Source organism: Pleomorphomonas carboxyditropha (assembly GCF_002770725.1).
Taxonomy (GTDB): domain Bacteria; phylum Pseudomonadota; class Alphaproteobacteria; order Rhizobiales; family Pleomorphomonadaceae; genus Pleomorphomonas; species Pleomorphomonas carboxyditropha.
This window is the reverse complement of the sequence record NZ_NQVN01000018.1, coordinates 54887-80307: the sequence shown is the minus strand read 5'-3', so window position 1 is coordinate 80307 and position 25421 is coordinate 54887. Positions and strand designations below refer to the sequence as shown.

The window sequence follows — 25421 nt, the reverse complement described above, 5'->3', positions numbered from 1 at the left end:
GTCCACAGAACGATGCCCCTGGCAAGAGCCAAGTGCGTCCGTTTCGCCGATTCGAGGACAAGGTACTGATCCGGCTTGCTATTTTGGCCGCTTCTGGCCGATCGTCTGGACGTGCCGGGCGAGCACGGACACCGCCAGTTCGGACTGGCCGGCCCTGAGCGCGTCGAGGATGGCGCGGTGATCCCGGTCGGTCGGAGCTTCCCATTCGGCCCGCCAGCCGGAGAACAGGAAGCGGGCGCTGGCCGTCTGCAGGTCGTCGATCGCCTTCAGCAGGCGCGGCATGCCGCAGGGCGCCAGGATGATGCCGTGGAACTTGCGGTTCGCCGCTTCCCAGGCGTGAACGTCGCGCGCCCGGTCGCCGGCCCGGTTGGCTTCCTCCGCTTGGTCGAGGATGGCCCTGGTCATGTGCGGAACGGCATGGCGCAGCGCCAGCGCTTCGAGCGCCGCCCGCATTTCCGCCACTTCCCGCACTTCCTCGCGCGTGAAGCCGGCGACGCGCACGCCCCGGCGCGGCTCGCTCACCACCAGCCCCTGCGATTCCAGCAGGCGGAACGCCTCGCGCACCGGTACGTGGCTGGCGCCGAACTCCTCGGCGACGTGGTCCTGCCTCAGCCGAGCGCCGGCTTCGATGGCGCCGGATATGATGCGGTCGGCCAGCGTCTTGCCGATCCGGCTGGCGAGGGTGTCTGATTTGGCCGTGGTCATGAATTATAGATAATTGACGGGAGGCGCGGCGTCGAGAGGATCGGGGGCGTCGTGACAGGTCTTGGCATTGCCGGGGGCCGACCAAAGATCATAACGAAAACATCTGATTGACCAACTACATAGCCGGTTCTACCGTCCGGGCGGAACCACAATTGCGGAGCGCGCGGCCCGACGGACAAGAGGCCGGGTGGGCCGGCGCTCTCATTTCATCCAGGCGAAGACATCATCGGGAGGGGCGTCGAACGGAACGCCCGCCGCCGGTCAGGCCGGCATTGGTGCATGCGGATGGGGGGGACGGCATGGACGCGCAAGGCAAAGTCGAAGAGAACGCAAGACTGGACCGGGTGGCTTTCCTGGACAATCTGAAATGGTTCGTCATCATCCTTGTCGTCCTGATGCATCTGAACGTCACCTATAGCGGCAATGGTCTCTGGTATTACAGGGAACAGGCCAGCTACGGCCCGCTCTCCGGCCTGCTGTTCGGTCTCTACGGTTCGCTCACCCAAGCTTACTTCATGGGGCTGCTTTTCTTCATATCGGGCTATTTCAGCCCCGATTCCCTTGAAAGGAAAGGGCCGGCCCGGTTCATCCGGAGCAGGCTGATCCGTCTCGGCGTTCCCATGCTGGCCTATGTGGCGATCGTTCACCCGCTGACCATATGGATCGCCGGCCTGGCCGACAGCGCCGCGCCGGACATGGCCGGCTGGTATGTCGACTACGTCGTGTCGCTCGATTTCCTGTTGAGCCTCGGTCCGCTCTGGTTCCTGCTGCTACTACTGGTTCTGTCGATTGCCTATGCCGTGTGGCAGGGGGCGGTCGGCGAGCCGGCGCCGGCGATCGGTCAGCGCAAGCCCTTCCAGGTCGGTCACCGGTCGGTGGCGGCGGTTGCCGTCCTGATCGCCGTGCTGGCCTTTCTGGTGCGTCTGGTGCAGCCGGGTGGCGTTCCGCTGTTCAAGGCAGTGCCCGGCAATTTCATGCAGGTCGGTTTCTTCGCCTCCTATGTCTTGATGTTCGCCGTCGGCATCCTGTGCCGGACGCACGACGTTCTGGACGGCATCAGCTACCGGTTCGGCATGCGCTGGTTCAAGTGGACGCTGATCCTCGGCATTCCCGTCTGGTTCCTGGGCATTCCGGCGAGCGCCATCGTCGCGGAATCCCACGGCGCCGTTCCGGATATCGGGGCGTTCTTCGGCGGCTTCCGCTGGCAGTCGGCCTTCTATGCGACGTGGGAGGCGTTCTTCTGCGTCGGCGTGTCGCTGGGGCTCGTCGTTCTGTTCCGCGAGAAATTCAACGGCCTGGGCAAACTGACGCACTTCCTGACGCAGAACTCGTTCGGCGTCTACGTCTTCCATCCGCCGATCATCGTCGCCGGCGCCCTTCTCGTGCGGAACGTTCAGGCGCCACCGCTCCTCAAGATGTACGTCATGGCTGCCGTGTTGGTGCCGCTCTGCTTCGCCGTCAGCCATGTCTTGCGCAAGGTTCCGGTCGTGAGGCGATATTTTTCGTGACGGCGGAATTGATCGTCATCGGCCGGCCCGGCGACGGCCGCGCGGGCGACAGGCGCGCCGTTGCCGCAACCTCACCCCATCCCCGCGATCACCGTTTCGATCGGCAGGAACAGCGTGCGGCTTCCCTCCGGATATTCGAGGAATTCGGCGGCGTGGAGATAGAAGCGTCTGGCTGCCTCGTCCTTGGCATGGACCAGCACGGCGGCGATGCCGATGCTTTGGGAGGCCAGGGCGATGCGGCGGAGGGCGTCGGTCAGGAGGTCGGTCCCGAGGCCTTTCCCCGCATAGGCCCGGTCGACCGCAAGGCGACCGATCACCGAGACGGGGATGGCGTCGGGGGCATTGCGCCTGAGCTTGCCGGGTGCGGCCGTTCGCTCCACCGACCCGGCCGAAATGCAATAGTAGGCGACGACGCGAAGCTCCTCGCAGACGACATAGGTACGCGAGAAGCGGCTTTCGTTCCTGAGCGCCCGCTGGCGCAGCCAGTCGTTCAACTGGGGTTCGCCGCAGTCGAAGGCCGTGAGATCGTGGTCGGAGGATAGCGGGGCGGGTGCCGAAAGGCCGGCTACTTCTGCCATGCCGGCACTCGGCGGAGCAGCGCCTTGAGCTTCGGCCCCGGCGCCGGCGGGTTGTCGAGAGCGGCCATGAAGGCGTCGTAGCGCTCGGGCTCCAGCGCGAACAGCCGCTGGTCGAGCAATACGTCGATCGCCTGCCGGCGGGCGCTTTCCACCATGAATTCGGTGCGCGTCTTGCCCAGTACCGCCGCCGCGTCGTCGATCAGCCGGCGGGTGCCGGCCTCGATGCGGAGGTTGACGCTGCCCTTGGCGTCGGGGGCGGGAGGGGAGGCGCGAAGTTTCGACATGCCGGCATTATGCGGGGGCGTATCCACAACGTCAATACGCGGGCAGGATATCGGCCGCTTGCTCCATCCTGCCCGAGGTCCTGCGCCTTCGCGCAGGATGACAATTTATATATATGATTTAATTATATAATTTTCCGAATATCTGCGAAGGCGGACCACCTGGGGCAGGAAAGGGCGCGCGATCCCAGCGTCTCGCTTTCTCGTCCTGAGGTCCTACGCCTTCGCGTAGGATGACAACTTATAGATAGGTTATGACAACCCGCTTCGTGTCGTGGAACTGCAGCGAAGGCGCGCGCCTGGCTTGGCGCAGGATGACAACCTATAGATAGGTTATGACAACCCGCTTCGTGTCGTGGAACTGCAGCGAAGGCGCGCGCCTGACCTGGGGTAGGATGACAACCTATAGATAGGTCATGACAACCTCCGGATAGGCTATGTATTTGTTTCATATATAATTCTGTCATCCTGCGCGAAGGTGCAGGACCTCGGGCAGAAGAGGGCGGGGGGCGGATATAGGTGAGTTCAGAGCAGCGCCTCTTTTGCCGCGTCCAGCACGGCGCGCGTCAGTTCCGGGAACCGGCTGGAGACGAGGCGGCTCACCTGCCAGTGGAGCGTTACGTCCAGCGTGGCGCCGGGCACCAGTTCGACGAGGCGGCCGGTGGCGAGGTGGTCGGCGATGAGCCTTGTCGGGTTGAGGCCCCAGCCCATGCCGAGCAGGGCCGCCTCGACGAAGCCCTGCGTCGACGGCAGCCAGTGGGTGGGGCCGGGTTCCGTGGCGCCGAGCGTTTTCATCGCCCAGTCCTGTTGCAGGCCGTCCTTCTGGTTGAAGGTGATGGCCGGGGCGCGGGAGAGCGCCGCGGCGGTGACGCCGTCCGGGAAGTGGCGGGCGATGAAGTCCGGGCTGGCGGTGGCGTGGTAGCGCAGGCGGCCGAGCGGGCTGACCTTGCAGCCGGCCACCGGCTTTTCCAGCGAGGTGACGGCGGCCACCACGTGGCCGCGGCGCAGCCAGTCGGCGGTGTGGTCCTGGTCGTCGACGGCGATGCGGAGGAGGGCTTTCGACGTCCGCGTGAAGGCGGCGGCGGCCGGCAGGAACCAGGTGCCGAGGCTGTCGGCGTTGACGGCGATATCGAGGGTGACGGGGCCGGCGAGCGGATCGCCGAGGCCGGGCAGGCGTTCCAGGAGGTCGGTTTCCAGCATGCCGACCAGCTCGACGTGGCGGCAGAGCCAGGCGCCCTTTTCGGTGGCCGTGCAGGGATTGCCGCGCTCGATCAGCACGGCGCCGAGCCGCTCTTCCAGAAGGCGCACCCGCTGGGAGATCGCCGACGGGGTGACGCCGAGCGTCCGCGCCGCCTTGTCGAAGCTGCCGGTGCGGACGATGGCGGCGACGGCGAGGGCGGCGGAATAGTCGATCATCGTTCAGCCCGGCTGAATGGGAGGGACGGGGATCGATTTTCCTAATGCCATCCGGCCGGCGGGCGCAAGCTTGCCGCCCCGGCTTTTGCTTGCGCATCGGATTTGGCCGAAAAGCGGATCCACTTTTCGGTCCGATGCTTCCTCCCTTCGCTCATTCTCCCATCACGGCGGCGAACAGCTCGCGGCCGAAGCTGGTGTCCAGCGGTTCGGCGCGCTCCAGGGGGAAGACGCGGCCGTCGTCGGCCGGCCTTTCGGCCCTCAGGAACAGGCCGTCGTCGCCGTGCTCGGCCAGCATCGCGTGGGCGAAGGTGTAGAGGTGGGTCACGAAGGCGACCCGGACGCCGCGCTCGATCAGCGCGCCGGTGATCTCGCCGGCGATCTTCGAGCCCTCGCGCTCGTTGGTGGCGGCGAAGGATTCGTTGAACAGGAACAGCGAGCGATGGGTTGCCGCCTTGACGAGGCCGTCCATGCGGGCGAGCTCCTCGTCGAGCTTGCCGGAGCGCATGGTGGCGTCCTCCTCCTTGCGGAAGTGGCTGAGCAGCCGGTCGGCGAGGCTGGCCGAGAAGGCGGCGGCCGGCGCCATCAGCCCGGCCTGCATCAGCAGGAAGGCGAGGCCGAGGCCGCGCAGGAAGGTGGTCTTGCCGCCGCGGTTGGCGCCGGTGACGACGATGAAGCGGCGGCCGTCGGCGTCGATGTCGCTCATGACCACCCGGCCGTCGGTCTTGAGGCCGAGGCCGACGTCGTAGAGGCCGGTGGCGGCCAGGCGCAATGCGTCGTCGGCGGCGGGCGCCGGCAGGCAGAAGGGCAGGCCGCGCTCGGCCAGGGCGTCGCGGAGGTTGAGGCCGCCGAGATAGAAGGCGAGCTCGGTTCTCAGCATGGAGAAGAAGCTCGCAACGTGATCGGCCGACTGCGCCACGGCGTTGGCGACGAGGTTCAACCCGCGCGCTTCCAGTTGCTCGCGGGCCTTCCAGCCGGCTTCGTCGCGCGGCGCGATCTCGAAGTGCAGCGACGGCGCTTGGCGCCCGGTGAGATATTCCAGGAAAGATTTCTCCTTCGGCCAGCGCCGCAGCACGTGGCCGACGCCGTGGTTGCCGGCGCCCAGCGAGGCGCTGATCAGCACGCCCTCGTTGAACTGCAAACGGGAAAGCTCGGCCTCGACCTCGGCGAAATAGGCGGCGTCGAGCTCGCGGTCCAGCATGGCGAACAGGCCGCGGAAGCCGGCCGAGTGGAAGCGCTCGCCATGCCTGTCGGCCAGGGCCTTGATGCGGCCGAGCAGCTCCATGAAGGTCGACAGCAGGCTTCTCGACCGGCCGAGGATCGACGACGGTGAATCGGCCCAGTGCCAGCCCTGCTTGCGCTCGGCGTCCAGCGCCTCGCCGGCCAGCGCGTAGATGTCCTTGACGACGCGCGGATTGTCGAGGCAGTCGGCGAGAACGCCCTGGCGGAAGCGGACGAGGCCGACGTCCGCCTCGGTCGAGCCGAGCAGCACGGCGCGCACCACCTCGGCGATCAGCCTGTCGCCGGCCGCCATGGCGGCGACAGGCGTTTCCAGGCCGAGGTCGGCGGCCAGCGTCTCCGCTTCCGGCGGCAGCGGGGCGGCGGCATCGAAATCGCGGTCGGGAAACAGCAGGTGCACTTTCATGGGATGCGCTCCCTGAGGCGGCGATAGGTGAGCCCGTGCCGGCCGGCCAGCGCCATGGCGTAGGCGAGCCCGTCGGCCGGGCGGCGGGTCAGGCGGAAGGTGCGGCTGTCGTCGTCGTCCGGATCGACGCCGCCGACCATGCTGACGGTGGCCGGCGAGACGGCGGCGAGTTCGTCGATGAAGGTGACCCAGACGCCCAGAAGGTCGAGTTCGGCAAGGCGCGTCATCACCTCGCGGCTCAGCCAGACGGCGTCGGCAAGCGTGGTCGAGGTGAAGATCTCGTTGAGGATGACGAGGCTGTCGGCCGTCGCGGCGGCGAGGATGTCGCGCATGCGCATGAGGTCGTCCTCGAGCTTGCTGCGCTCCGAGCCCGCCACCTCCGGCCGCTCGAAATGGGTGAAGACGCGATCGGGGAGGTGGAGCCTGGCGGCGACGCCCGGCACCGGGCAGCCGAGCGCGGCGAGGTAGTGGAGTTGGCCGAACAGGCGGGCGAAGGTGGTCTTGCCGCCCTGGTTGGGGCCGGTGACGACGAGGATGCGCTCGGCGCCGCTCAATTGGAAATCGTTGGCGACGACGGTCCGGCCGTCCTTGACCAGCTTGGCCGCCAGCGCCAGGTCGAACGTCCCCTCGGCGCCGATCGCCTTGCCTTGCGTGACCTCGGGATAGCAGAACGCCAGGCCGTGGGCCTCGAGCGGCGCGATATGGTCGAGCCAGGCGAGATAGAACTGCGCCTCGCGGTCGAAGGCGGCGATGGTGGCGTCGATGAAGGCGGCGTTGGCGGCGACGAAGGCGTCGAGGCGGCCGAACAGGTCGGCGTGGAGCGCGGCGACGAGATCGAGGATGCCGGCCTCGATATGGTTCATCTCTCCGGCGTCGGAGAGCTTGACGCGGTGGTCGCGGGCGTCCGCCTCCTTGAACTTTGCGAAGACGCCGAGGATTTCCTCGGTGAAGTCGGGCTCGTCCGTAAGCGGGCCGACATGCACGTGGCCGCCGATCAGGTAGACGCAATAGGAAACGGCGGCGAGCTCCCGCTTGAGGCCGGCGGCGGCGCCGGCCAGCCGCGTGAAGCGGTCCGCCCCGGCGTAGGCGGCGAGATAGTCGCGGAAGGCGATAAGACCGGGCGAAGCGAGCTCGGTGGCGGCGAAGGCGGCGGCAAAGCCGCGGACGGCCGCGTCGTAGAGCAACACGCCGTCGAGAAACCAGGCCTGCCGCTCGCGCTCGTAACGGATCGCCTCGATCCGCCGCCGGTTGGCGTGGAGCGCCCGCATGCCGCCGGCGAAGGCGTCGAGCGTGGCGCGCACCTCGGGCCGTTCGAGGTCGCGGAAGATCGCCTGCCGGTAGAGGACGCCGTCGATGTCGAGGAGCGGCGCCCGGAAGATCGGGCTCAGATTATACTCGGCCTTCGGCGCCGTGGCGGCGGCGACGATCTGGTCGAGGTTGAGGTCGCGGAAACAGGACGGCTCGGCCGGCTCGCCATCGAAGGCGGTGGCCGGACCGGCCGCGAGGATGCTCACCGCGACAGGCGGTGCGGCAGCCGGGGGAGGGGCGGGAAAGCGGGCTTGCATGGCAGGATCAGATCTCCGCCGGAACCGCCAGCAGGCGCACCAGCGCCAGGCCGGCGAACAGCGCGCCGATGGAGAGGACGACCGACGCGGCGGCATAGGCGAAGGCCGTCGCTCCCTCGCCGCGTTCCCAGAGCACGGCGGTGTCGAGCGAGAAGGTCGAGAAGGTGGTGAAGCCGCCGAGCACGCCGGTGGTGAGGAACAGGCGCAGCGGCTGCGGCAGGCCGCTCTTCTGCGCCCAGTATTCGGTAAGCACGCCCATGACGAAGCTGCCGACCACGTTGACCGCGAGGGTTCCGTAGGGAAGGCCGGTACCGATGAGGCGGGCGGCGCCGAGATTGACGCCGTGGCGCAGGGCGCCGCCGACGCCGGCGCCGATGAACACCAGCAGGTAGCCGAGATAACCCATTGTTCAAGACTCTCCGGAAAGGCGGGCGGCGCCGGAATACGCCCGGCGCCGGCCGCAGGTCAGATGAAGGGCGAGCGGAACTCGGCGGCGGCGCCCAGCTCCGCCTCGATCTCCAGGAGGCGGTTGTACTTGGCGATGCGCTCGGAGCGGCAGGCCGAGCCGGTCTTGATCTGGCCGCCGCCCATGGCGACGGCGAAGTCGGCCATGAAGGCGTCCTCGGTCTCGCCGGAGCGGTGCGACACGACATAGGCCCAGCCGGCGGCGCGGCAGAGGGCGATGGTCTTCACCGTTTCCGAGACGGTGCCGATCTGGTTGAGCTTGATCAGCACGGCGTTGGCCGATTTCTCGGCGATGCCGCGCCTGACGAAATCGACGTTGGTGACGAACAGGTCGTCGCCGACGATCTGGATGCGGCCGCCCTGCCGGGCCGTCTGGTGGGCAAAGCCCGCCCAGTCGTTCTCGGCGAGGCCGTCCTCGATCGAGGCGATCGGATAGGCGGCGATCCACTTGTCGTAGATGGCGATCATCTCCTCGGCGGTCCGCGTGCCGAGGCCGGACTTCCCGAGCTCGTAGGCGCCGTTCTCGAAGAAGGAGCTGGCGGCCGGGTCGAGGGCGATGACGGCGTCCTTGCCGGGCGCGTAGCCGGCCGCCTCGATGGCGGCGACGATCAGCTCGCAGGCTTCCTCGTTGGACTTGAGGTTGGGGGCGAAGCCGCCCTCGTCGCCGACCGCCGTCGAATAGCCCTTCTTTGCCAGGATCTTGGCCAGCGCGTGGAACACCTCGGCGCCGCAGCGCAGCGCCTCGGCGAAGCTGGGGCGGCCGGCCGGCATCACCATGAATTCCTGGAAATCGACGGAATTGTCGGCGTGCTTGCCGCCGTTGAGGATATTCATCATCGGCACCGGCAGGCGGGTGGCGCCGACGCCGCCGAGATAGGCGTAGAGCGGCAGGCGGCTGACGGCGGCGCCGGCCCGCGCCACGGCCATGGAGACGCCGAGGATGGCGTTGGCGCCGAGCTTGCCCTTGTTACGGGTGCCGTCGAGCTCGATCATCCGGGCGTCGATCGCCGCCTGGGCCGTCGGGTCGCAGCCCCGGAGGGCGGGGCCGATGACGTCGGTCACATTGGCGACGGCCTTCAGGACGCCCTTGCCGCCGTAGCGCGCCTTGTCGCCGTCGCGCAGCTCGACCGCCTCGTTCTCGCCGGTCGAGGCGCCCGACGGCACGGAGGCGGACACGCACGTGCCGTCGTCGAGCGCCACGTAGACGCGGATGGTGGGATTGCCGCGGGAATCGAGGATTTCGCGGGCGGTTACCTTGTCGATCAGGGCCATGGAGGATCTCCTTTGTCGGCCGGTTTCAGCACATCATGAAGACGGGGATGCGGGCGGCGGCCAGCACGTCGCGGGTGACGCCGCCGAGGATCGCCTCCCACAGCGCGCCGTGCTTGAAGGCGCCGATCAGCAGGCTGTCGCCGCCCAGCCGGTCGCTTGACGCGAGCAGTTGCAGGCCGACGCTGCCGGCCTCGCGCCTCAGCTCGACGCAGTCGACGGCGACGCCGAGCTCGGCGAAGAAGGCGCGGGCGGAGGTCTGGTAGGACGCGGCGCCGGGCTTTTCGACGGAGACCACCGTCACCTTGTCGGCCCGGGCGAGCCAGGGCAGCGCCTTCCGCGCCGCCCGCTTCACCGGCTCGCCGGGCTTCCAGCCGACGACGATGTGGCGGCCGACGGTGCGGGCCGGCGGCGGGCCGGCTGTTGGGTCTGTCCGGGGATCGGGCGGCGCCACCAGCAAGAGCCGCTTCGACCAGAACAGCGTGGCGTGGAAGGCGTCGCGGCCGTCGAGGCGCACCGGGTTGCCCATCACCACAAGGTCGGCGTCGGCCGTCTCGGCGGCGACCAGCGCGCCGACGTCGCCCTCGTCGTGCTTCCAGGTGACCGGCGCGCCGGCCCGGCCGGCGATCCAGGCATCGAAGACCGCCTTGGTGCGGGCGAGGCGGGCGGCGATGGTGCCCTCCCGCAGCTCGCGCAACTGCTGGATGGCGATCTCCTCCGGCGGCACGAAGGCGAACCGCGGGTTGAAGCCGACGTGGATGGCCGAGATGGCGGCGTCGAACCCGTCGGCGGCGGCCAGCGCGCAGTCGAGGCAGGGCATCACCGTTTCCGGCTCGGGCAGCAGCGCCACGATGATCTTGGGTTCGGCCGCACCGTTCATCGTCACCCTCCATCACGAGCGGCGACGGGATTTCCCGCGCCGGTCACAGGTCGGGCAACAAAAAACCCGCCGGCGGCGGGTTTCGGAAACGCCCCTGCCGCGACGGACCATTGGCCCGTTTCAAGCAGGAGCTATCAGCGCTGAGGCGGTTGTCGGGAAGCTCCATTCCCATCGGATGGCGGGAACGATAGCGCCGTCCTCGCCAACTGTCAAAGCGGCGTTGCGCGGCGAGGGCGGCGGCGGTTAGTTCGGCTAAATCAGAGTAAGAAGGATTAATTTGCCTAATCCGAGCGGGCCGGCTAGGGCAACCGGATGGAACCGGGGGCAGCTTTGGATTTTTCGGCTTATCTTTCCGGATTAGGCATGGGACTGAGCCTGATCGTCGCCATCGGCGCGCAGAACGCCTTCGTGCTCCGGCAGGGGCTGAGGGGCGGCCACGTGTTCGCCGTCTGCCTGACCTGCGCGCTGTCGGACGTGGCGCTGATCGTGCTCGGCGTCACCAGCTTTTCCCGCATCGCCGCGGTGCTGCCCTGGCTCGACCCGGTGATGCGCTTCGGCGGCGCCGCCTTCCTCGGCTTCTATGGCCTGAAGAGCCTGATGTCGGCGGTGCGGTCGCGCGCGGCGCTGGATGTCGGCGCGGCGAACGGCGCGACGCCGCTGATGCCGACGCTGGTCGCCTGCCTCGCCATCACCTGGCTCAACCCGCACGTCTACCTCGACACGGTGGTGCTGCTCGGCACCATCTCCACCCAGTTTCCGGGGCGGGAGATGGCGTTCGCCTTGGGCGCCATGACGTCGTCCTTCGGCTTCTTCTTCTCGCTCGGCTACGGCGCGGCCTGGCTGAGGCCGGTGTTCGCCCAGCCGACGGCCTGGCGGATATTGGAGGGCGCTATTGCCGCGGTGATGTGGGTCATTGCGGGGAGTTTGGTGGTGGGCGGATAGGGGATACGGGTGCCCTATATCGACGGCCCGCCCCTTCCGGCCCGAGGTCCCCGCCTGCGCGGGGATGACAGTTTTATATATAGGAAACAGCGCTGTAGCGGCTCGTTCGGGTATCCATCAAGCTGTCATTCTCCGCCTGCGCGCGCATCTATCAAACTGTCATCCTATGCGAAGGCATAGGACCTCGGGCCGGAAGGGGCGCGAGGCCCGTATCGGCCGCGCTTCTCTCTTGGAGAGCCCTATATCCGCCGCTCGCTCTTTCCTGCCCGAGGTCCTATGCCTTCGCATAGGATGACAGTTTTATATAAAAGAAACATATGGATAGGCTGTGCCCTCGCGCAGGCGGAGGATCGCGGGGCCAACAGGCGCCCGATAGCGCTCTCATCACCCTTTCAGTTTATATGTTTGTTTTTGTTATATAAAACTGTCATCCCCGCGCAGGCGGGGACCTCGGGCAGGATAGGGCGAGGGGCGGATATCAGGCACTCCCTTATCTGCCCGAGAGGGTCGTTTGCGCGGACCGTGCCGCCCCGATCCGGTAAATCTGCCCAAGGAACGGGCGTGCCCAAGATTATCACATTTGCGAGAGGAGGGGCGATCCCCGGGATTTCCGGTTGGCAGGCGGGCCGGTTTTCTTTAAATTAGGTTAACTACTTATCAAGGCGCATTCAGGTCACCCGGCTTCAGAGCCCCATCAGGGGGACCAGACCATGAAGAAGCGGCCCATTTACAGCAGGTCCGGCAAGCCGCGCGGCGCGGGCGATGCCCCGTGGCTGGCGCCCGATGGCGGCGAGCCGGTGTTCGTCGCGCCTGACGAATCCGACGGCCCGCCGCTGCGGCGGCGTTTCGGCGCCTGGTGGGGCGGGCTTTACGGACGGCATCAGGGCAAGCTCCTGGTGGCGATCAGCGTGGCGACGACGCTGGCCGTGGTCGGCCTCTACCACTCCCTGCAGCCGGCGGCGCAGCGCCTCACCCAGCCGCAGCTCAATGCGGCGGTCAACTACGCGCTCGACGAGCGGCCGCGGCCGCCGTCGGTGACGTCGGTGGCCTATGCCAAGATCATCGGCTCGGTGGTGCGGGTGAACGGCTTCGATCCGGACGCCGACAAGGCCGGGAACGACAAGGCCGGTAAAAAGTCCGAGGACAGGCTCGGCGACGCCAAGAAGCCCGAGGACGGCCAAAAGCCCGGCGATGACAAGCAGGCCGAGGCCCCGATACCCGATGCCAAGCCGATACCCGACGCCAAGCCGGCGCCCGATGCCGAGGCCGGCGTCGACGGCGACTTCCACAAGAAATATTCCGCCGTCGGCACCGGCGTGGTGATCGACGACCGGGGCACCATCCTGACCAACCTGCACGTCGCCGGCGCCGCGCCTCGCCTCCGGGTGGTGTTCGCCGACGGCAGCGAGTCGGACGCGTCGCTGGTCGGCGCCCAGCCGGAAAACGACCTGGCGATCATCCGGCCGGCCATCCTGCCCGACGACCTCGAGCCGGCGACGCTGGCCTCGACGGCCAATCTCCGGCCCGGCGACGACGTGGTGGCCGTCGGCTTCCCGTTCGGCATCGGTCCCTCGGCCTCGGCCGGCGTGGTGTCCGGCCTGAAGCGGCAGTTCGGCGAGGAGGACGGCGGCCGGACGATCGGCAATCTCATCCAGTTCGACGCGGCGGCCAACCCCGGCAATTCCGGCGGGCCGCTGGTCAACGCCGACGGCGAGGTGGTGGGCATCGTCACCGCCATCCTCAACCCGTCCGGCGTGCGCACCTTCGCCGGCATCGGCTTCGCGGTGCCGATCGAGAACGCCATGGGCGGGCTCGGGGAGTCCCCGCTTTAGAACCCTGACTTTTCGAAAGGATCGGCCGGAGCCATGACCCAACCCGCTTCCCTTTCCGCCCCGGAAGCCGCCGCCGAGATGGAGCAGATCCTCTACGAGGTGAAGAAGGTCGTCGTCGGCCAGGACCACTTCCTCGAACGCGTGCTGATCGCCCTGCTGGCCGGCGGCCACCTCTTGGTCGAGGGCGTGCCGGGCCTTGCCAAGACGCTGACCGTCAACACGCTGGCCGAGGTGATCCAGGGCACGTTCAAGCGCATCCAGTTCACGCCCGACCTGGTGCCGTCGGACCTGATCGGCACCCGCATCTACAACCAGAAGACCGGCGAATTCGCCACCTCGCTCGGCCCGGCCTTCGCCAACCTGCTGCTCGCCGACGAGATCAACCGGGCGCCGGCCAAGGTGCAGAGCGCGCTGCTGGAAGTGATGCAGGAGCGGCAGGTGACGATCGCCGGCGAGACCCACAAGGTGCCCTCGCCCTTCGTGGTGATGGCGACGCAGAACCCGATCGAGACCGAGGGCACCTATCCGCTGCCCGAGGCGCAGGTCGACCGCTTCATGATGAAGGTGCTGGTCGGCTACCCCGGCGAGGAGGAGGAATTCGTCATCGTGTCGCGGGCCATCGGGCCGGCGCAGGCGGTGGCGCGGGTGACCGACGCGGCGCGGTTGCAGGCGCTGCAGGCCCGCTGCCGACAGCTCTACGTCGATCCGTCGCTGATCCAGTTCGCGGTGCGCCTGGTGGCGGCGACGCGGGCGCCGGATGAGGCCGGCCTCCGGGATGTCGGCCGGTTGATCCTCTACGGCGCCTCGCCGCGCGCCACCATCGGCCTGATCGCCGCCGGACGGGCGCTCGCCCTGCTGCGCGGCCGCGACTACGTGCTGCCCGAGGACGTGACCGACGTGGCGGCCGACGTGCTGCGCCACCGCGTCGTGCTGTCCTACGAGGCGCTGTCCGAATCCGTCTCCGCCGACGAGATCGTCTCGGCGATCCTGAAGGCGGTCCCCGCTCCCGACAAGCCGCTGGAGGCCCATGTCCGTGTCGCCGCATCAGGCTGAATCGGTGTTGCGCCGATTGGAATGGACGGTGGTCCGCCGGCTCGACGGACTGCTGCAGGGCGACTATCGCACGCTGTTCCGCGGCTTCGGGCTGGATCTCGCGGACCTGCGCGACTACCAGGCCTATGACGACGTGCGCCACATCGACTGGAACGTCACGGCCCGCACCGGCGTGCCGCACGTGCGCGTCTACAACGAGGACCGCGAGGTCACCGTCTGGTTCCTGCTCGACCTCAGCCCGTCGGTGGACTTCGGCTCGGGCGAGGTCAGCAAGCGGCGGGTGCTCGGCGAATTCGCGGCGGTGCTGGCGCGCCTTTTGACCCGGCAGGGCAACCGGGCCGGCGCCATCCTGCACAACGGCCGCGACGACTTCGTGGTGCCGCCGCGCAACGGCCGCCGGCACGTGTTGCACATGCTCGACAAGATCCTGGCCCACCCGCGCCTGCTGCGGGCGCCGGAGACCGACCTCGGCGCCTTCCTGAACCGGTCGCTGCTGGCGATCAGGCGGCGGTCGCTGGTGTTCGTGGTGTCCGACTTCATCTCCCGGCCCGGCTGGCAAAAGGCGCTCAGCCAGTTGAGCCGGCGCCACGAGGTGGTGGCGGTGCGGCTCTTCGATCCCCTGGAGGCGGCGCTGCCCGACCTCGGCCTGATGGTGTTCGAGGACGCCGAAAGCGGCGAGCAGCTTTTCGTCGACACCGCCGACCGCGGCTTCCGCCGGCGCTTCCTGGCCGAGGCGGAGCGGCGGGAGGCGGCGCTCTACGCCGCCTTCGCCGAGGCCGGAACCGACGTGCTGGAGCTTTCCACCGCCGACGACCTGATGGACGCCATCCTGCGCTTCGCCGACCTGCGCAAGGTGGGGGCGGGGGTGAGCGGCGGCCTGCCGGCGCATCTGACCGCCGGCTTCGGCAAGGAGGAGACGGGGAGGGCAACGGACAGGGTGACGCCATGACGTTCATCTGGATGCACATGCTTTGGCTGCTGCTGCTCGTTCCGCTGTTGATCGGGCTCTATGTGCTGCTGCTCAGGCGGCGCAAGCGGACGGCCGTCCGCTATGCCAACCTCGCCATGATCCGGCAGGCGATGGGCCGGGGGCCGGGCTGGCGCCGCCACGTGCCGCCCGCCCTGCTCTTGATCGCCATCACCGTGCTGATCCTCGCCGTCGCCCGGCCGGCGGCGGTGATGACGCTGGCCTCCTCGCGCGCCACCATCATCCTGGCCATGGACGTCTCCGGCTCGATGCGGGCCGGCGACGTGCCGCCGTCGCGCATCGAGGCCGCCCAGACCGCCGCCAAGCAGTTCATCGACGACCAGCCGGCCGGCGTGCAGGTCGGCATCGTCGCCTTCGCGGCGGCCGCCTACCTGGTGCAGGCGCCGACCATCGACCGCGAGGCGCTGTTCCAGGCGATCGACCGCTTCCAGACGCGGCGCGGCACGGCGGTGGGCGCCGGCGTGCTGACCTCGCTGGCCACCATCTTCCCGGAGGAGAATTTCGAGGCGCTGCAAAGCGATTTCGGGCCGGATGCGCCGATCGTGCCGAAGCCGCCGAGCCGGTCGCTGGACGACCAGCCCGCCGCCGGGGACAAGCCGCCGCACGTCGCGGTGGCGCCGGGCTCCTACCAGAACGCCGTGGTCATCCTGCTCACCGACGGCGGCACCACCACCGGCCCCGATCCGGTGCAGGCCGGCCAGACCGCCGCCGACTACGGCGTCAGGGTGTTCACCGTCGGCTTCGGCTCGCCGAGCGGCGACGTGGTGGCCGTCGAAGGCAGCGCCTGGCGTACCCAGCCCGACCTCGAGACGCTGAGGACCATCGCCACCACCACCAACGCCCAGTTCTTCGAGGCGAAATCGTCCGACGATTTGAAGCAGGTCTATCAGTCGCTGTCGGCCAAGCTGATCAGCGAGAAGAAGCTGACCGAGATCTCGTTCATCTTCGCCGGCATCGGCGCCCTGTTTGCGATATTGGCCGGGTGCCTGTCGATGCTGTGGTTCGGGCGGGTGGCGTGAAACTCTACTGGGGCGGGCATCTAGCTTAGAGCTCTGCGCTTCCGGTACTCACGGGCTGTTTTCTAGGACGCAACTCCGGACGCAAAACCGCAAGGCACTTTTGCTGGAGTTGCTCGAAGCCCGCTCCGCTCCGGTTCTCGACCTCGTCGCTATCTGCCTGATACCAGCGAGTTTCGGGTCGAGCTCTGGAGCGAGCTTGTAAGCGCGCCCTATATCGGCCCCTCGCTCCTTTCGGCCCGAGGTCCCCGCCTTCGCGGGGATGACAATCTATGGGAGCCGTTGCGAGCGGCTACGTATTTGTTTCCTATATATAATTCTGTCATCCCCGCGAAGGCGGGGACCTCGGGACGAGAATGCGATACGCCGGGATCAGGCGCTCTTCCTGTTGGGGATGGCTCGCCTTCGCGTAGGTGACAGGATTATATAGAGGGAACAGATACATAGGTTGTACCCTCCGTGCTCTGTTGCGCGCTATGGCTCGCTCTTGTGCGCGCCCTATATTGGCCCCTTGCCCTTTTCTGCCTGAGGTCCTGCGCCTTCGCGCAGGATGACAATCCATGGGAGCCGCCGCGGGAGCCGCCGTGAGCGGCTACGTATTTGTTTTGTATATATAATTTTGTCATCCTGCGCGCAGGCGCAGGACCTCGGGCAGGATGGAACGCTACGCAGCCATCAGGCGACCTTTCCCTGCCCCGGATAGCCCGCCTCCGCGGGGTGTGCTAAGCTGTGTAGCTGTTTCCTATATATAAATCTGTCATCCTATGCGAAGGCATAGGACCTCGGGCAGGATGGGGCGAGCGGTCGATATAGATGTTCCGTGCCCTGACGAGCAGACGGAAGCCTCAAAACGCGAAAACCGGCGGGGGCGCCGCCGGCTTTCGATTTCCATGATCTGCCATCTCACGCCGCCGCGAACTTCTCGACGAAGGTCTCCACCACCGATTTCAGGTTCTGGGCCTTGGCCGACAGGCCGCCGGAGAGGTTCATCAACTGCGTCGAGGCCGAGCCGGTCATTTCGGCGGCCTGGCCGACGCCGGCGATGTTCTCGGTGACCTGGTGGGTGCCGATCGCCGCCTGCTGGCAGTTGCCGGCGATTTCCGTGGTCGCGGCGCCTTGCTCCTCCACGGCGCTGGCGATGGCCGAGGCGACCTCCTTGATGCTGGTGATGGTCTTGACGATCGCCGTCATGGAATGGACCGTGTTGCCGGTCGACGCCTGGATCTCGCCGACCTTGGCCTCGATGTCGCCGGTGGCGCGCGACGTCTGGTCGGCGAGCTGCTTGACCTCGGCGGCCACCACGGCGAAGCCCTTGCCGGCCTCGCCGGCCCGCGCCGCCTCGATGGTGGCGTTGAGGGCCAGCAGGTTGGTCTGGTCGGCGATGCCGCGGATGATGTTGACGACGTCGCCGATGGCCGCCGCCGACGCGGCGAGGCTCGATATGCGGCTGTTGGAGGTCTGGGCCTCGCCGAAGGCCAGCTCGGCGACCTCGGCCGAGTGGGCGACCTGGGCGCCGATCTCGTGCACCGAGGCGGCCATCTCCTCCGACGAGGCGGCCACCGTCTGCACGTTGCTGGCCGCCTGCTCGGCCGCCGCGGCGACCGCCTGGGCCTGGCGGGCCGTTTCCTCGGCGGTGGCGGCGAGGCCGCGCGCGCTGTCGGCGATCTCGCCGGACGACTGGGCGAAATTGGCGGCGAGGTCGCGCATCTCGGCGATGAAGGCGTCGGCCAGCGTCTGACGGCGGCCGAGTTGCTCGCGCTCGGCCCGCTCGCGGGCCTCCTGGTCGGCGCGGGCCTGCTCCTCCTTGATCAGGCTCTGCCGCCACTGCTCCAGCGCGCCGCCGAGCAGGCCGAACTCGTCGCGCCGCGTGGCGGTGGCCACCGCCGTCGCCTTTTCGCCCCGGCCGAGCGCCTGCACCGAGCCGATGGCGCTGCCGAGCGGCCGCGTCACCGACAGCGAGCTGACGACGGCGATGGCGATGCCCAGCACGGCGGCGACGATGCCGACGACGATCTCGATGGCGACGCCGCGTTCGGCGCCGGCGGCGCTGTCCCGGCCCATCTGCGCGGCGGCGGCGCCGTAGTTGTCCGACAGCTCGGCGCCGAGCGACTCGATGGTGGCGAAGGAGGCGGCGAGCTGGCTGCGCAGGTTGGCGTCGATCGCCTCGCCCTTCAATAGCTGGCCGGCCAGCGACTTGACGCCGGCGTGGTAGGCTTTCAGCGCCGAGGCCAGGCCGGTCACCTTGGTCTTTCGCCCGCCGTCGAGGGTGGAGGCGGCGAGGGCGTCGAGCGTGGTCTCGGCCTCGGAGAAAACGGCGGACATCTGGTCGAACAGCGCCGCCTGCCTGTCGGACTGGGTCAGCGCCTCGTAGAAGAACGCCCGGCCGGTGGAGATGTACTTGAGGGAACTTTCCAGGGCGACGTTCTGGGAATAGATGCGGGTGGATTCCCTGGTATAGGTCGATGATGCGGTGAGATACATATATCCAACCACGCCAACGGCGATTAGCATCGTTACGGCAAATCCGAAGCCCGCATAAAGCCGGGAGGAAATCTTCAAGCGACCCATCGTCATCACCCCGCCAGTAACCCGTCCATCATTGCAATAGACGATGCGGCATTCCGGGTTAACGATCTGTCTATCTCGAAATCTAAATCGGTTTTCGACATAGGTTCTGAGCGCGTTATTGCCTTGTTGCGAACTAGACTCAAGATCGACTGTGTAGTATTACTTTGAATGAGGCAAGTTTATCTCGGTTCGTGGCTTTGGTGAATTGTTGATGGTTTCCTTCCGAATTTTCGCTAAGCTTTGTCGGCTCGGAAAAAGTTTTCATCGATCGATGTTTGCAGATGAGCGCGGTAGTAATGACTTGCATGTCGCCTCCGTATTCAGGATCGGATTTTGAATTTCTCTTGCCGTTGGCGGGCGGGTACGGATGAAGGCGTGGCGCGCCGCGCTCATGTATTCGCGGGTGGGGCAAAGTATTTTCGGCGTATAATTTCGCGGCGTAACGCTGCGTTCGCGCTACAAACGGTTGTAGGTATCCGCGTGTTGCACACGGATCGGACTAGCCGGTGGTTGTTGCTGGGCTGTCGTCGATCGATGGCCGGAAATCCTGGATCGGGGCGATGGTCCGGAGCTCCGATATTCGCGGCGGCGGCCTTTGGTCTCGGTTTTACTGCCGGAGGTTGCCGGCGCTTCGCCACTGCCTGCATCGCCGCTCGCGCTTTCGGATCAAAGCATAACCGATACGCCCGCAAGAGTTGTTGCGAGTGAAGCGCCTGTGCGAGGCGAATGAAATTTTTTGGTGTGTCGGCGCATTTTGTTTGGGCTTAGATCTCGTCTGGACCGGTACCGTGCTTGCGGGGCAGGATGTCCGGGGCGAGGCCGGGCCGCAATCCAGGGAGAACACCATGCCGCATGTCGTCATCAAGATGATCGAGGGACGGGGCGAAGCGCAGAAGCAGCGGATCGCCGAGCTGGTCACCCGGGCGATCATGGAGGGCGCCGGCTGCAAGGAAAGCTCCGTCTCCATCGCCATCGACGACGTGCCGGCCGCCGACTGGACCAGCGCCGTCTACCGGCCGGAGATCGAGCCGGCGATCGACAGGCTCTACAAGAAGCCGGGGTATAAGCCGGAGTAAGGGCCTTATCCGAAACTATCCTGGGGCGGGCATCCGGAGCATTTCCGGCGAAAACAGGTTCGCCGGGCCACCCATAACTTGTCATCCTCCGCGCAAGCGGAGGATCTCGGGCCGAAAGGGGCGAGGGGGAAATATCCGGCTCCCCGGGTTTCTGGAGCGCTATATCGGCCGATCGTTTCATCCTGCCCGAGGTCCTATGCCTTCGCATAGGATGACAGATTTATATAGGGGGAACAGAGGGATAGATTGGTTCAGCCGCCCATCAAGGGGGCGGGCCGCTATAATTCTGTCATCCTCGCGCAGGCGAGGACCTCAGGACGAGAAGGCGCCGAGGGGTGTATCGGGCGGCCCTTATCCTTGGAGCGCTATATCGGCCGATCGCCTCGTTCTGCCTGAGGTCCTATGCCTTCGCATAGGATGACAGATTTATATAGGAGGAACAGAGGGATAGGTTGATTCAGCCGCCCATCAAGGGGCAGGGCCGCTATAATTCTGTCATCCTCGCGCAGGCGAGGACCTCAGGACGAGAAGGCGCCCGGGGGGTGTATCGGGCGGCCCTTGTCCTTGGAGCGCTATATCGGCCGATCGCCTCGTTCTGCCCGAGGTCCTATGCCTTCGCATAGGATGACAGCTTTATATAGGGGGAACAGAGGGATAGGTTGGTTCAGCCGCCCATCAGGGGCAGGGCCGCTATAATTCTGTCATCCTCGGCAGGCGAGGACCTCAGGACGAGAAGGCGCCGGGGGGTGTATAGGGCGGCCCTTATCCTTGGAGCGCTATATCGGCCGATCGTCTCGTTCTGCCTGAGGTCCTCGCCTGCGCGAGGATGACAGTTTTATATATGGGGAACAAAGGGATAGGTCGGATAATGCTCCGGCCTCACGGCAGATTGTCCCTCAGGTAGATCTCGATGCGGATGGTTTCCTGTCCGGCCACCAGGGGCGTGCCGTCGATCTGGGCGCGCAGCACGCGGATGGCGCTGCGGATTTCGTGGCCGATGTCCTGGTTGATGACGGCGTGGATCAGGCCGCTTTCCAGCGCGGCGCGGGTGACGTCGTTGAGCTCGTGCGCCACCACCACCGGGCGGGCCTCGGCCGGCAGGGCGGAGAGCACGTCGAGGATGCCCTCGAGGCCGGCGCCGATGTTGTAGAGGCCGACGATGTCGCCCTCGCGTTCCAGGCACTCCCGCAGCGCCTGCCGCGTCGCCGCGCGCTCGTCGCGGCCCTCCAGCGTGACCGACGCCTGAAGGCGCGGGTACTGACCGCTGATCACCTGATCGAAGCCCATGCGGCGCTCGACGTGGTCGCGCACCAGCATCGAGCCGGCGACGACGACGATCCTGCCCGCCCGGCCGCCGAGGAACTGGCCGATCAGGCTGGCGGCGGTGCGGCCGGCGGCGACGTTGTCGATGCCGACATAGCGATGGCGGGGAAAGCGCGGCGCGTCCGACACCAGGGTGACGACGGGCACGCCGGCGGCGTTGAGGCGGCAGAGCTCGGCCCGCACCGCCGCCGCCTCGGTGGCGACCAGCGCGACGCCGGCCACCTTCCCGGTATCGAGCCGGCGCAGCGCCGCGGCCAGCGCCTCGCCGTCGAACGGCGGCACGCTGCGGATGTCGATGTTGACGCGCCGGCCGGCCAGCCGCTGGCCCGCCGCGCGCACCTCCGCCTCCAGGCGATGCATGAAATCGCTGGGGCCGTTGGGGATCAGGAACGCCAGCGTGTCGACGCGTTTCCTCGCCAGCGCCGCCGCCGACGCGTCGCGCACGAAGCCCAGCCGGTCGACGGCGGCCTTCACCCGCTCGGCCGTCGCCTGGCGCACGCCCGGCCGGTCGTTGAGGACGCGATCGACGGTGGCCAGGCCGACGCCGGCGGCGCGCGCGACATCGTGGACGGTGGGACGCATCAAGTCCTCTCGGTGGGCAAGTGCATAAACTGGAGAATCACATTCCGCATTATACCCGGCCGCTGTCAACTCCGGGCGAGAACATATCAACCAAACCAAGGGGATGGCGTTTCCGATGACATGCACCACCGGAAACGCCGATGTCGGTTGAGACGCTGAGCGAGGCTCACTCGTGCCAGTGCATGTCCCAGCCGAGATATTTCGCAGCGGCCTCCTGCACGGCCCGGCCGGAGTTGGAGAAATTCGCCGCCACGTGGTGCTCGAAGCCGTTCTCGCAGATGTAGCGCAAGAGCTTCTGCAGGTTGGGAATCTCCACCACGCCGGCGCCGCCGAAGGTGTTGAGCGGGTCGTCGGTGAACGAGCCCTCGCCGGTGTAGCCCTTGATCTTGCCGGTGAGATCGTCGGTGGAGAGGCGCAGGAAGGTCATGGCGCCGGCCTTCACCTTGCCGTCCAGCGTGCCGTAGGTGTTCTCGGCGCCCACCGTGCCGGCGATGATCTGCTGGTAGTCCATCTTCACCCCTTCGTTGAAGAAGTGCTTGGGCAGGTTGGAGCAGTGGAAGCAGACGGCCTTGTCCGGGTCGCCGCCGTAGTTGTTGTTCCAGTCCAAGAGGGCCGACGGCGTCTCGCTGGCCAGCGCCAGGGCATACATGGACAGCGAACCGAGCGTATCGACCTCGCAGGCCGACGGCAGCAGCTTCTGGCTCATCATGCTCATGACGGTGCAGGGCACGATGCCGAAGAATTCCTCGAGGCTGGTCCAGCACTGGAGGCTGGTGATGGTGAGGCGGTTGGTCTCCACCCAGTTGTCGAGCACGGCGCCGAGCTTGGCCATCTTGATCAGCGCGTCCTGCGGCGTATGGCCGGTGGGCACGTAGGCGCGGATCTCGGCGATCTTCTTCTCGACGGCCGGATCGGTGTCCTTCAGGCGGCCGATGCGGCCCAGCACCTCGGAAAGGTCGAGCGTATCGACGGTGATGCCCGAGCGCTCCAGCAGCTTTTCCGAGTAGCGCACGGTGTTGAAGGCGGCCGGGCGGGCGCCGACGGCGCCGATGCGCAGGTTCTTGAAGCCGCGCACCACGCGGCAGACGGCGGCGAACCACCGGAGGTCGGCCTCGAACTCGGGCGAATCCGGCGCCTCGGTGTGCAGCGTGGTCAGCGAATACTTGATGCCATATTGCTGGAGGTTGTTGCAGATCGACATCTTGCCGCAGAAGCTGTCGCGGCGGTGGGTGATGGCCATCTTGCCGGGCTCGTCGGGCGTCGCCTGGATGAGGACGGGCACGTCGAGGTTGGCAAGGCGCAAGGCGTCGGCCAGGCCGCGCTCCTCGCCGAAATTGGGCAGCGTGACGATGATGCCGTCGATCTCCCCGGCGTGCGCCTTGAACAGGGCGGCGCAGATCTCCGCTTCCCTGTAGGTTTCCACCGCGCCGTGGGCCGTCTCCTCGGGCGTGACGACGATCGCCTTGTAGCCCTGCTTCTCCAGGGCGGCGATCATCTCCAGCCGGCCGCTGGCGGCGAGATGGCTCGGGAAGAATCCACGGTTTCCGACGATCACACCGAATGTCATCTGCTTGGGCATCAGTTCGCTCCTCCGCTGTCGCTTGAATTTCTGAGGTACGCTACCGGAAAGGGATAAGGGGAGTTTTTCGGTAGAGAATTGCGGGAGATTTGGGGGGATCAAGCGAGGTTTGAGGAGCGTACATCAGGAGAGGGGGAGAGGCAAGGGTGGGGGAGTGGCACGACGTGACGGATTCCCGCATACGCGCTTCGGTTGATAAGCAATAGCTTCCGATTGCCGGCCGCTTTTGGGCACGCCATAGTCCGCCATAGCGGGCGTTCTATCGGGGAAGGGCGCTGCTGGGGCGGGGGCGCGTTGTGTTTTTCCTGAATGGCTTATCGAAGGGTGCGGCTGCGGCGGCGCTGCTTCTCGTCGGTTTGCATCAGCCGGTATCGGCCATGGGGCTGTTTTGCACCCGGCCGACGGCGCCGTCGTGCCCCATGATGGGCAAGTTCGACAGCGATTGGGAGTTCAGCTCCTGCAAGTCCGAGATGGAATCCTACCAAGACAGCATCGAACGATATTTCGATTGTCTGAACGACGAGAAGACGGCCACCATTCGGGAATACAACGAGGCGGTCGAACGCTTCAATTGCTACGCGCGCGGGGGCTCGTTCTGCTGATGGTCTGCACCGTTTTCGGAAAAGTCCTGTTCTTCTGCGCCGCTTGCTTGGCTTATTTGGCGGCCCCTGCGACGCAGGCCCTCGCGGCCGAGCATGGCCACCATGATTTTGCAAGACTAAAGACAACTGATATGGGGGAGCCGGGCATGGCGCTGGCGATGGCATCTGGGCACGACGCTCAGGCGGACAAGCAAACCACGGTCATCCTGAAGCGGCAGGTACCTATTCGCTTCGGCGAGGCGCCGCGATCTTGGCTAGGCGGGTTGCCGATGATGCCTGAGAGCGTCGCATGGCCTCGCGCAGGCGACGGAGCGCCGCTGCATTTCATTGCGCAGATCGACTGCGCCGACCTTCCCATCAACCTCTGGAACGGGCTCGGTCCGCACAACGGGTGGCTGCTGTTGTTCGTCGAGGTGCTGCAACTCGAAGACCTGTCGGCAGATGGCGCTGTCCAGGTTCTGCATATCGATCAGCTCGGTGCGGAGCGGCAGCCACCGGAGGACATGTCCACGGTACGTCATTCGATGTCGGACTTGATCGGTTATAAGGCCGAGTTCCGGCCCGGCGTGCCAAAGATGTGGCGCAGGTGGCCGGTTGATCTGGTGGCGCAGGAATACACGCCCTCCGACGAGGAAGAAGGGCCTCCACCAGTGTCGGGAGAGGAGCTTTACGAGGTGCCGGTGTCCAAGTGGGGCATGGGTTCCTACGAACCCGACGGCAAGCATCCGCTCACGTGGCGCGGAGCGCTCTATTTCGTCGAAGGCATTATTCGGGACTACAAGCGCGAAAACTTCGTGCAACGGCACAATGCCGAAGAATGGAGGACATACACCATCCCGAAGCACGATCTTGATGCGCCGCTGGGGGATAGCGACCAGAACTGGTTCGAGCATACCTTTCACGTAGACTCGCCAGAGGAAAAACGGCCCCACACCGACCAGCATTTGACGTGGCGCGAAGTCCGGCATTTTATCGAGAGCATGCTACGCGACCTCGATCGGCAGGGCTCCCCGAAGTGGAATTTTGCGGAGGAGACTATGAAGCGCATTCTCGCGCAGGATCTCGACGCACCGCTGATAGATGCCGATTGGCAGGCGATTGAGGCAACCTGTCGAGCCAAAATCACCGAGGCAGGAGCGCCTCGCATTTTTATTAAGCCGCATTTGAAAATGGCGGTTCGGGAGGATCTGATCGACGCCTACGTGCGAGCCAGCGGCACCGGTCCTGCTGTTCCAAAGGCGTTGCTTCCCGACGTGGAAGCGCGGCTAAGGTCGATCTACGAAAATCGCCCGCACCGCATGGGCGGCCAGCCCGGTCGGATTCAGCCTGATAGTGGCCCGGTGCCGCATGGAGCGCTGTTGTTCCAGATGGGTTCCGACGACGCTATGGGCTGGTCATGGGGCGATGCAGGCGCGCTTTATGTGTCTGTTTCGCCTGATGATTTGCGGCAGGACCGTTTCGACCGAGTGCGCGGGTGGCTCGAAGGGTATTGAGGAGGCTTCGATGATCTCGTTTCGAATTGTGGCGCCAATTGTCGGTCAAGGAGTATGA

Annotated in this window: 21 protein-coding genes and 1 riboswitch; of the genes, 9 read left to right on the top strand and 12 right to left on the bottom strand. The window is 66.5% G+C overall.

The genetic code is table 11. The features are described 5' to 3' along the window. Positions 1–78: 78 nt before the first annotated feature. A complete protein-coding gene (locus CJ014_RS20590) occupies positions 79–705 on the bottom strand; it encodes a GntR family transcriptional regulator (protein WP_100082378.1) in 627 nt (208 codons plus the stop codon). A 299-nt stretch (positions 706–1004) separates the two neighbouring features. Between CJ014_RS20590 and CJ014_RS20585 the strand changes: the two genes are divergently transcribed. After that, positions 1005–2213, top strand: coding sequence for an acyltransferase family protein (locus CJ014_RS20585; protein ID WP_100082377.1), 1209 nt, complete (start codon positions 1005–1007; stop codon positions 2211–2213). A 71-nt stretch (positions 2214–2284) separates the two neighbouring features. Here the strand turns inward: CJ014_RS20585 and CJ014_RS20580 are convergent, their stop codons facing one another. The 8 genes from CJ014_RS20580 to CJ014_RS20545 form a co-directional block, all read right to left on the bottom strand. Then, a complete protein-coding gene (locus CJ014_RS20580; protein ID WP_100082376.1) occupies positions 2285–2791 on the bottom strand; it encodes a GNAT family N-acetyltransferase in 507 nt (168 codons plus the stop codon). Beyond that, on the bottom strand, positions 2779–3075 hold the full coding sequence (locus CJ014_RS20575; protein ID WP_100082375.1) for a type II toxin-antitoxin system TacA family antitoxin: 297 nt from the start codon (positions 3073–3075) through the stop codon (positions 2779–2781). Before CJ014_RS20575 ends, CJ014_RS20580 begins: the two co-directional genes overlap by 13 nt. 522 nt (positions 3076–3597) lie before the next feature. Beyond that, entirely contained in the window at positions 3598–4488 is an 891-nt protein-coding gene (locus CJ014_RS20570; protein ID WP_100082374.1) for a LysR family transcriptional regulator ArgP, read from the bottom strand. A 151-nt stretch (positions 4489–4639) separates the two neighbouring features. Then, entirely contained in the window at positions 4640–6130 is a 1491-nt protein-coding gene (locus tag CJ014_RS20565) for a MutS-related protein (protein ID WP_100082373.1), read from the bottom strand. After that, positions 6127–7644: a MutS-related protein gene (locus CJ014_RS20560; RefSeq protein ID WP_207765823.1), complete on the bottom strand. Its 1518-nt coding sequence runs from the start codon at positions 7642–7644 to the stop codon at positions 6127–6129. The genes CJ014_RS20565 and CJ014_RS20560 overlap by 4 nt, the downstream gene beginning before the upstream one ends. 58 nt (positions 7645–7702) lie before the next feature. Continuing rightward, complete coding sequence (gene crcB / locus CJ014_RS20555; RefSeq protein ID WP_100082371.1) at positions 7703–8101, bottom strand: fluoride efflux transporter CrcB; 399 nt, start codon at positions 8099–8101, stop codon at positions 7703–7705. A 59-nt stretch (positions 8102–8160) separates the two neighbouring features. After that, a complete protein-coding gene (gene eno, locus CJ014_RS20550; protein ID WP_100082370.1) occupies positions 8161–9432 on the bottom strand; it encodes a phosphopyruvate hydratase in 1272 nt (423 codons plus the stop codon). Between the two features lie 25 nt (positions 9433–9457). Beyond that, entirely contained in the window at positions 9458–10309 is an 852-nt protein-coding gene (locus tag CJ014_RS20545; protein WP_100082369.1) for a universal stress protein, read from the bottom strand. 118 nt (positions 10310–10427) lie between these two features. After that, positions 10428–10488, bottom strand: a riboswitch (Fluoride riboswitch). A 151-nt stretch (positions 10489–10639) separates the two neighbouring features. On the opposite strand from CJ014_RS20545, the gene CJ014_RS20540 reads away from it, so the two are divergent. The 5 genes from CJ014_RS20540 to CJ014_RS20520 all read left to right on the top strand — a co-directional run bounded on the left by CJ014_RS20540 (position 10640) and on the right by CJ014_RS20520 (position 16143). After that, positions 10640–11251 carry a LysE/ArgO family amino acid transporter gene (locus tag CJ014_RS20540; protein ID WP_100082368.1) on the top strand — a complete coding sequence of 204 codons (612 nt, stop codon included), beginning with the start codon at positions 10640–10642 and terminating at the stop codon, positions 11249–11251. Between the two features lie 710 nt (positions 11252–11961). Then, complete coding sequence (locus CJ014_RS20535; RefSeq protein WP_100082367.1) at positions 11962–13083, top strand: S1C family serine protease; 1122 nt, start codon at positions 11962–11964, stop codon at positions 13081–13083. 33 nt (positions 13084–13116) lie between these two features. Further along, positions 13117–14136 carry an AAA family ATPase gene (locus CJ014_RS20530; RefSeq protein WP_100082366.1) on the top strand — a complete coding sequence of 340 codons (1020 nt, stop codon included), beginning with the start codon at positions 13117–13119 and terminating at the stop codon, positions 14134–14136. Continuing rightward, a complete protein-coding gene (locus CJ014_RS20525; RefSeq protein ID WP_207765822.1) occupies positions 14117–15085 on the top strand; it encodes a DUF58 domain-containing protein in 969 nt (322 codons plus the stop codon). The genes CJ014_RS20530 and CJ014_RS20525 overlap by 20 nt, the downstream gene beginning before the upstream one ends. Beyond that, complete coding sequence (locus CJ014_RS20520; protein WP_100082364.1) at positions 15082–16143, top strand: VWA domain-containing protein; 1062 nt, start codon at positions 15082–15084, stop codon at positions 16141–16143. Before CJ014_RS20525 ends, CJ014_RS20520 begins: the two co-directional genes overlap by 4 nt. 900 nt (positions 16144–17043) lie before the next feature. Here CJ014_RS20520 and CJ014_RS20515 read toward each other — a convergent pair. Beyond that, positions 17044–18708, bottom strand: a complete 1665-nt coding sequence (locus CJ014_RS20515) for a methyl-accepting chemotaxis protein (protein ID WP_280952350.1) — start codon at positions 18706–18708, stop codon at positions 17044–17046. A gap of 845 nt (positions 18709–19553) precedes the next feature. Between CJ014_RS20515 and CJ014_RS20510 the strand changes: the two genes are divergently transcribed. Continuing rightward, positions 19554–19784, top strand: a complete 231-nt coding sequence (locus CJ014_RS20510; protein ID WP_100082362.1) for a tautomerase family protein — start codon at positions 19554–19556, stop codon at positions 19782–19784. Between the two features lie 879 nt (positions 19785–20663). On the opposite strand, the gene CJ014_RS20505 is transcribed toward CJ014_RS20510, so the two are convergent. Together CJ014_RS20505 and CJ014_RS20500 are read right to left on the bottom strand one after the other, a co-directional pair. After that, positions 20664–21689, bottom strand: coding sequence for a LacI family DNA-binding transcriptional regulator (locus tag CJ014_RS20505; RefSeq protein ID WP_100082361.1), 1026 nt, complete (start codon positions 21687–21689; stop codon positions 20664–20666). 166 nt (positions 21690–21855) lie between these two features. Then, entirely contained in the window at positions 21856–23268 is a 1413-nt protein-coding gene (locus tag CJ014_RS20500; protein ID WP_100082360.1) for an L-fucose/L-arabinose isomerase family protein, read from the bottom strand. A gap of 296 nt (positions 23269–23564) precedes the next feature. On the opposite strand from CJ014_RS20500, the gene CJ014_RS20495 reads away from it, so the two are divergent. Together CJ014_RS20495 and CJ014_RS20490 are read left to right on the top strand one after the other, a co-directional pair. Beyond that, positions 23565–23870, top strand: a complete 306-nt coding sequence (locus CJ014_RS20495; RefSeq protein ID WP_100082359.1) for a hypothetical protein — start codon at positions 23565–23567, stop codon at positions 23868–23870. Further along, a complete protein-coding gene (locus tag CJ014_RS20490; RefSeq protein WP_133121895.1) occupies positions 23870–25363 on the top strand; it encodes a DUF1963 domain-containing protein in 1494 nt (497 codons plus the stop codon). Before CJ014_RS20495 ends, CJ014_RS20490 begins: the two co-directional genes overlap by 1 nt. Positions 25364–25421: the final 58 nt, after the last annotated feature.

Coding starts and splice junctions, on each gene's coding strand:
- CJ014_RS20590 (WP_100082378.1), bottom strand. CDS start 705: ATGACCACGGCCAAATCAGACACCCTCGCCAGCCGGATCGGCAAGACG.
- CJ014_RS20585 (WP_100082377.1), top strand. CDS start 1,005: ATGGACGCGCAAGGCAAAGTCGAAGAGAACGCAAGACTGGACCGGGTG.
- CJ014_RS20580 (WP_100082376.1), bottom strand. CDS start 2,791: ATGGCAGAAGTAGCCGGCCTTTCGGCACCCGCCCCGCTATCCTCCGAC.
- CJ014_RS20575 (WP_100082375.1), bottom strand. CDS start 3,075: ATGTCGAAACTTCGCGCCTCCCCTCCCGCCCCCGACGCCAAGGGCAGC.
- CJ014_RS20570 (WP_100082374.1), bottom strand. CDS start 4,488: ATGATCGACTATTCCGCCGCCCTCGCCGTCGCCGCCATCGTCCGCACC.
- CJ014_RS20565 (WP_100082373.1), bottom strand. CDS start 6,130: ATGAAAGTGCACCTGCTGTTTCCCGACCGCGATTTCGATGCCGCCGCC.
- crcB (WP_100082371.1), bottom strand. CDS start 8,101: ATGGGTTATCTCGGCTACCTGCTGGTGTTCATCGGCGCCGGCGTCGGC.
- eno (WP_100082370.1), bottom strand. CDS start 9,432: ATGGCCCTGATCGACAAGGTAACCGCCCGCGAAATCCTCGATTCCCGC.
- CJ014_RS20545 (WP_100082369.1), bottom strand. CDS start 10,309: ATGAACGGTGCGGCCGAACCCAAGATCATCGTGGCGCTGCTGCCCGAG.
- CJ014_RS20535 (WP_100082367.1), top strand. CDS start 11,962: ATGAAGAAGCGGCCCATTTACAGCAGGTCCGGCAAGCCGCGCGGCGCG.
- CJ014_RS20530 (WP_100082366.1), top strand. CDS start 13,117: ATGACCCAACCCGCTTCCCTTTCCGCCCCGGAAGCCGCCGCCGAGATG.
- CJ014_RS20520 (WP_100082364.1), top strand. CDS start 15,082: ATGACGTTCATCTGGATGCACATGCTTTGGCTGCTGCTGCTCGTTCCG.
- CJ014_RS20515 (WP_280952350.1), bottom strand. CDS start 18,708: ATGGGTCGCTTGAAGATTTCCTCCCGGCTTTATGCGGGCTTCGGATTT.
- CJ014_RS20510 (WP_100082362.1), top strand. CDS start 19,554: ATGCCGCATGTCGTCATCAAGATGATCGAGGGACGGGGCGAAGCGCAG.
- CJ014_RS20505 (WP_100082361.1), bottom strand. CDS start 21,689: ATGCGTCCCACCGTCCACGATGTCGCGCGCGCCGCCGGCGTCGGCCTG.
- CJ014_RS20500 (WP_100082360.1), bottom strand. CDS start 23,268: ATGCCCAAGCAGATGACATTCGGTGTGATCGTCGGAAACCGTGGATTC.
- CJ014_RS20490 (WP_133121895.1), top strand. CDS start 23,870: ATGGTCTGCACCGTTTTCGGAAAAGTCCTGTTCTTCTGCGCCGCTTGC.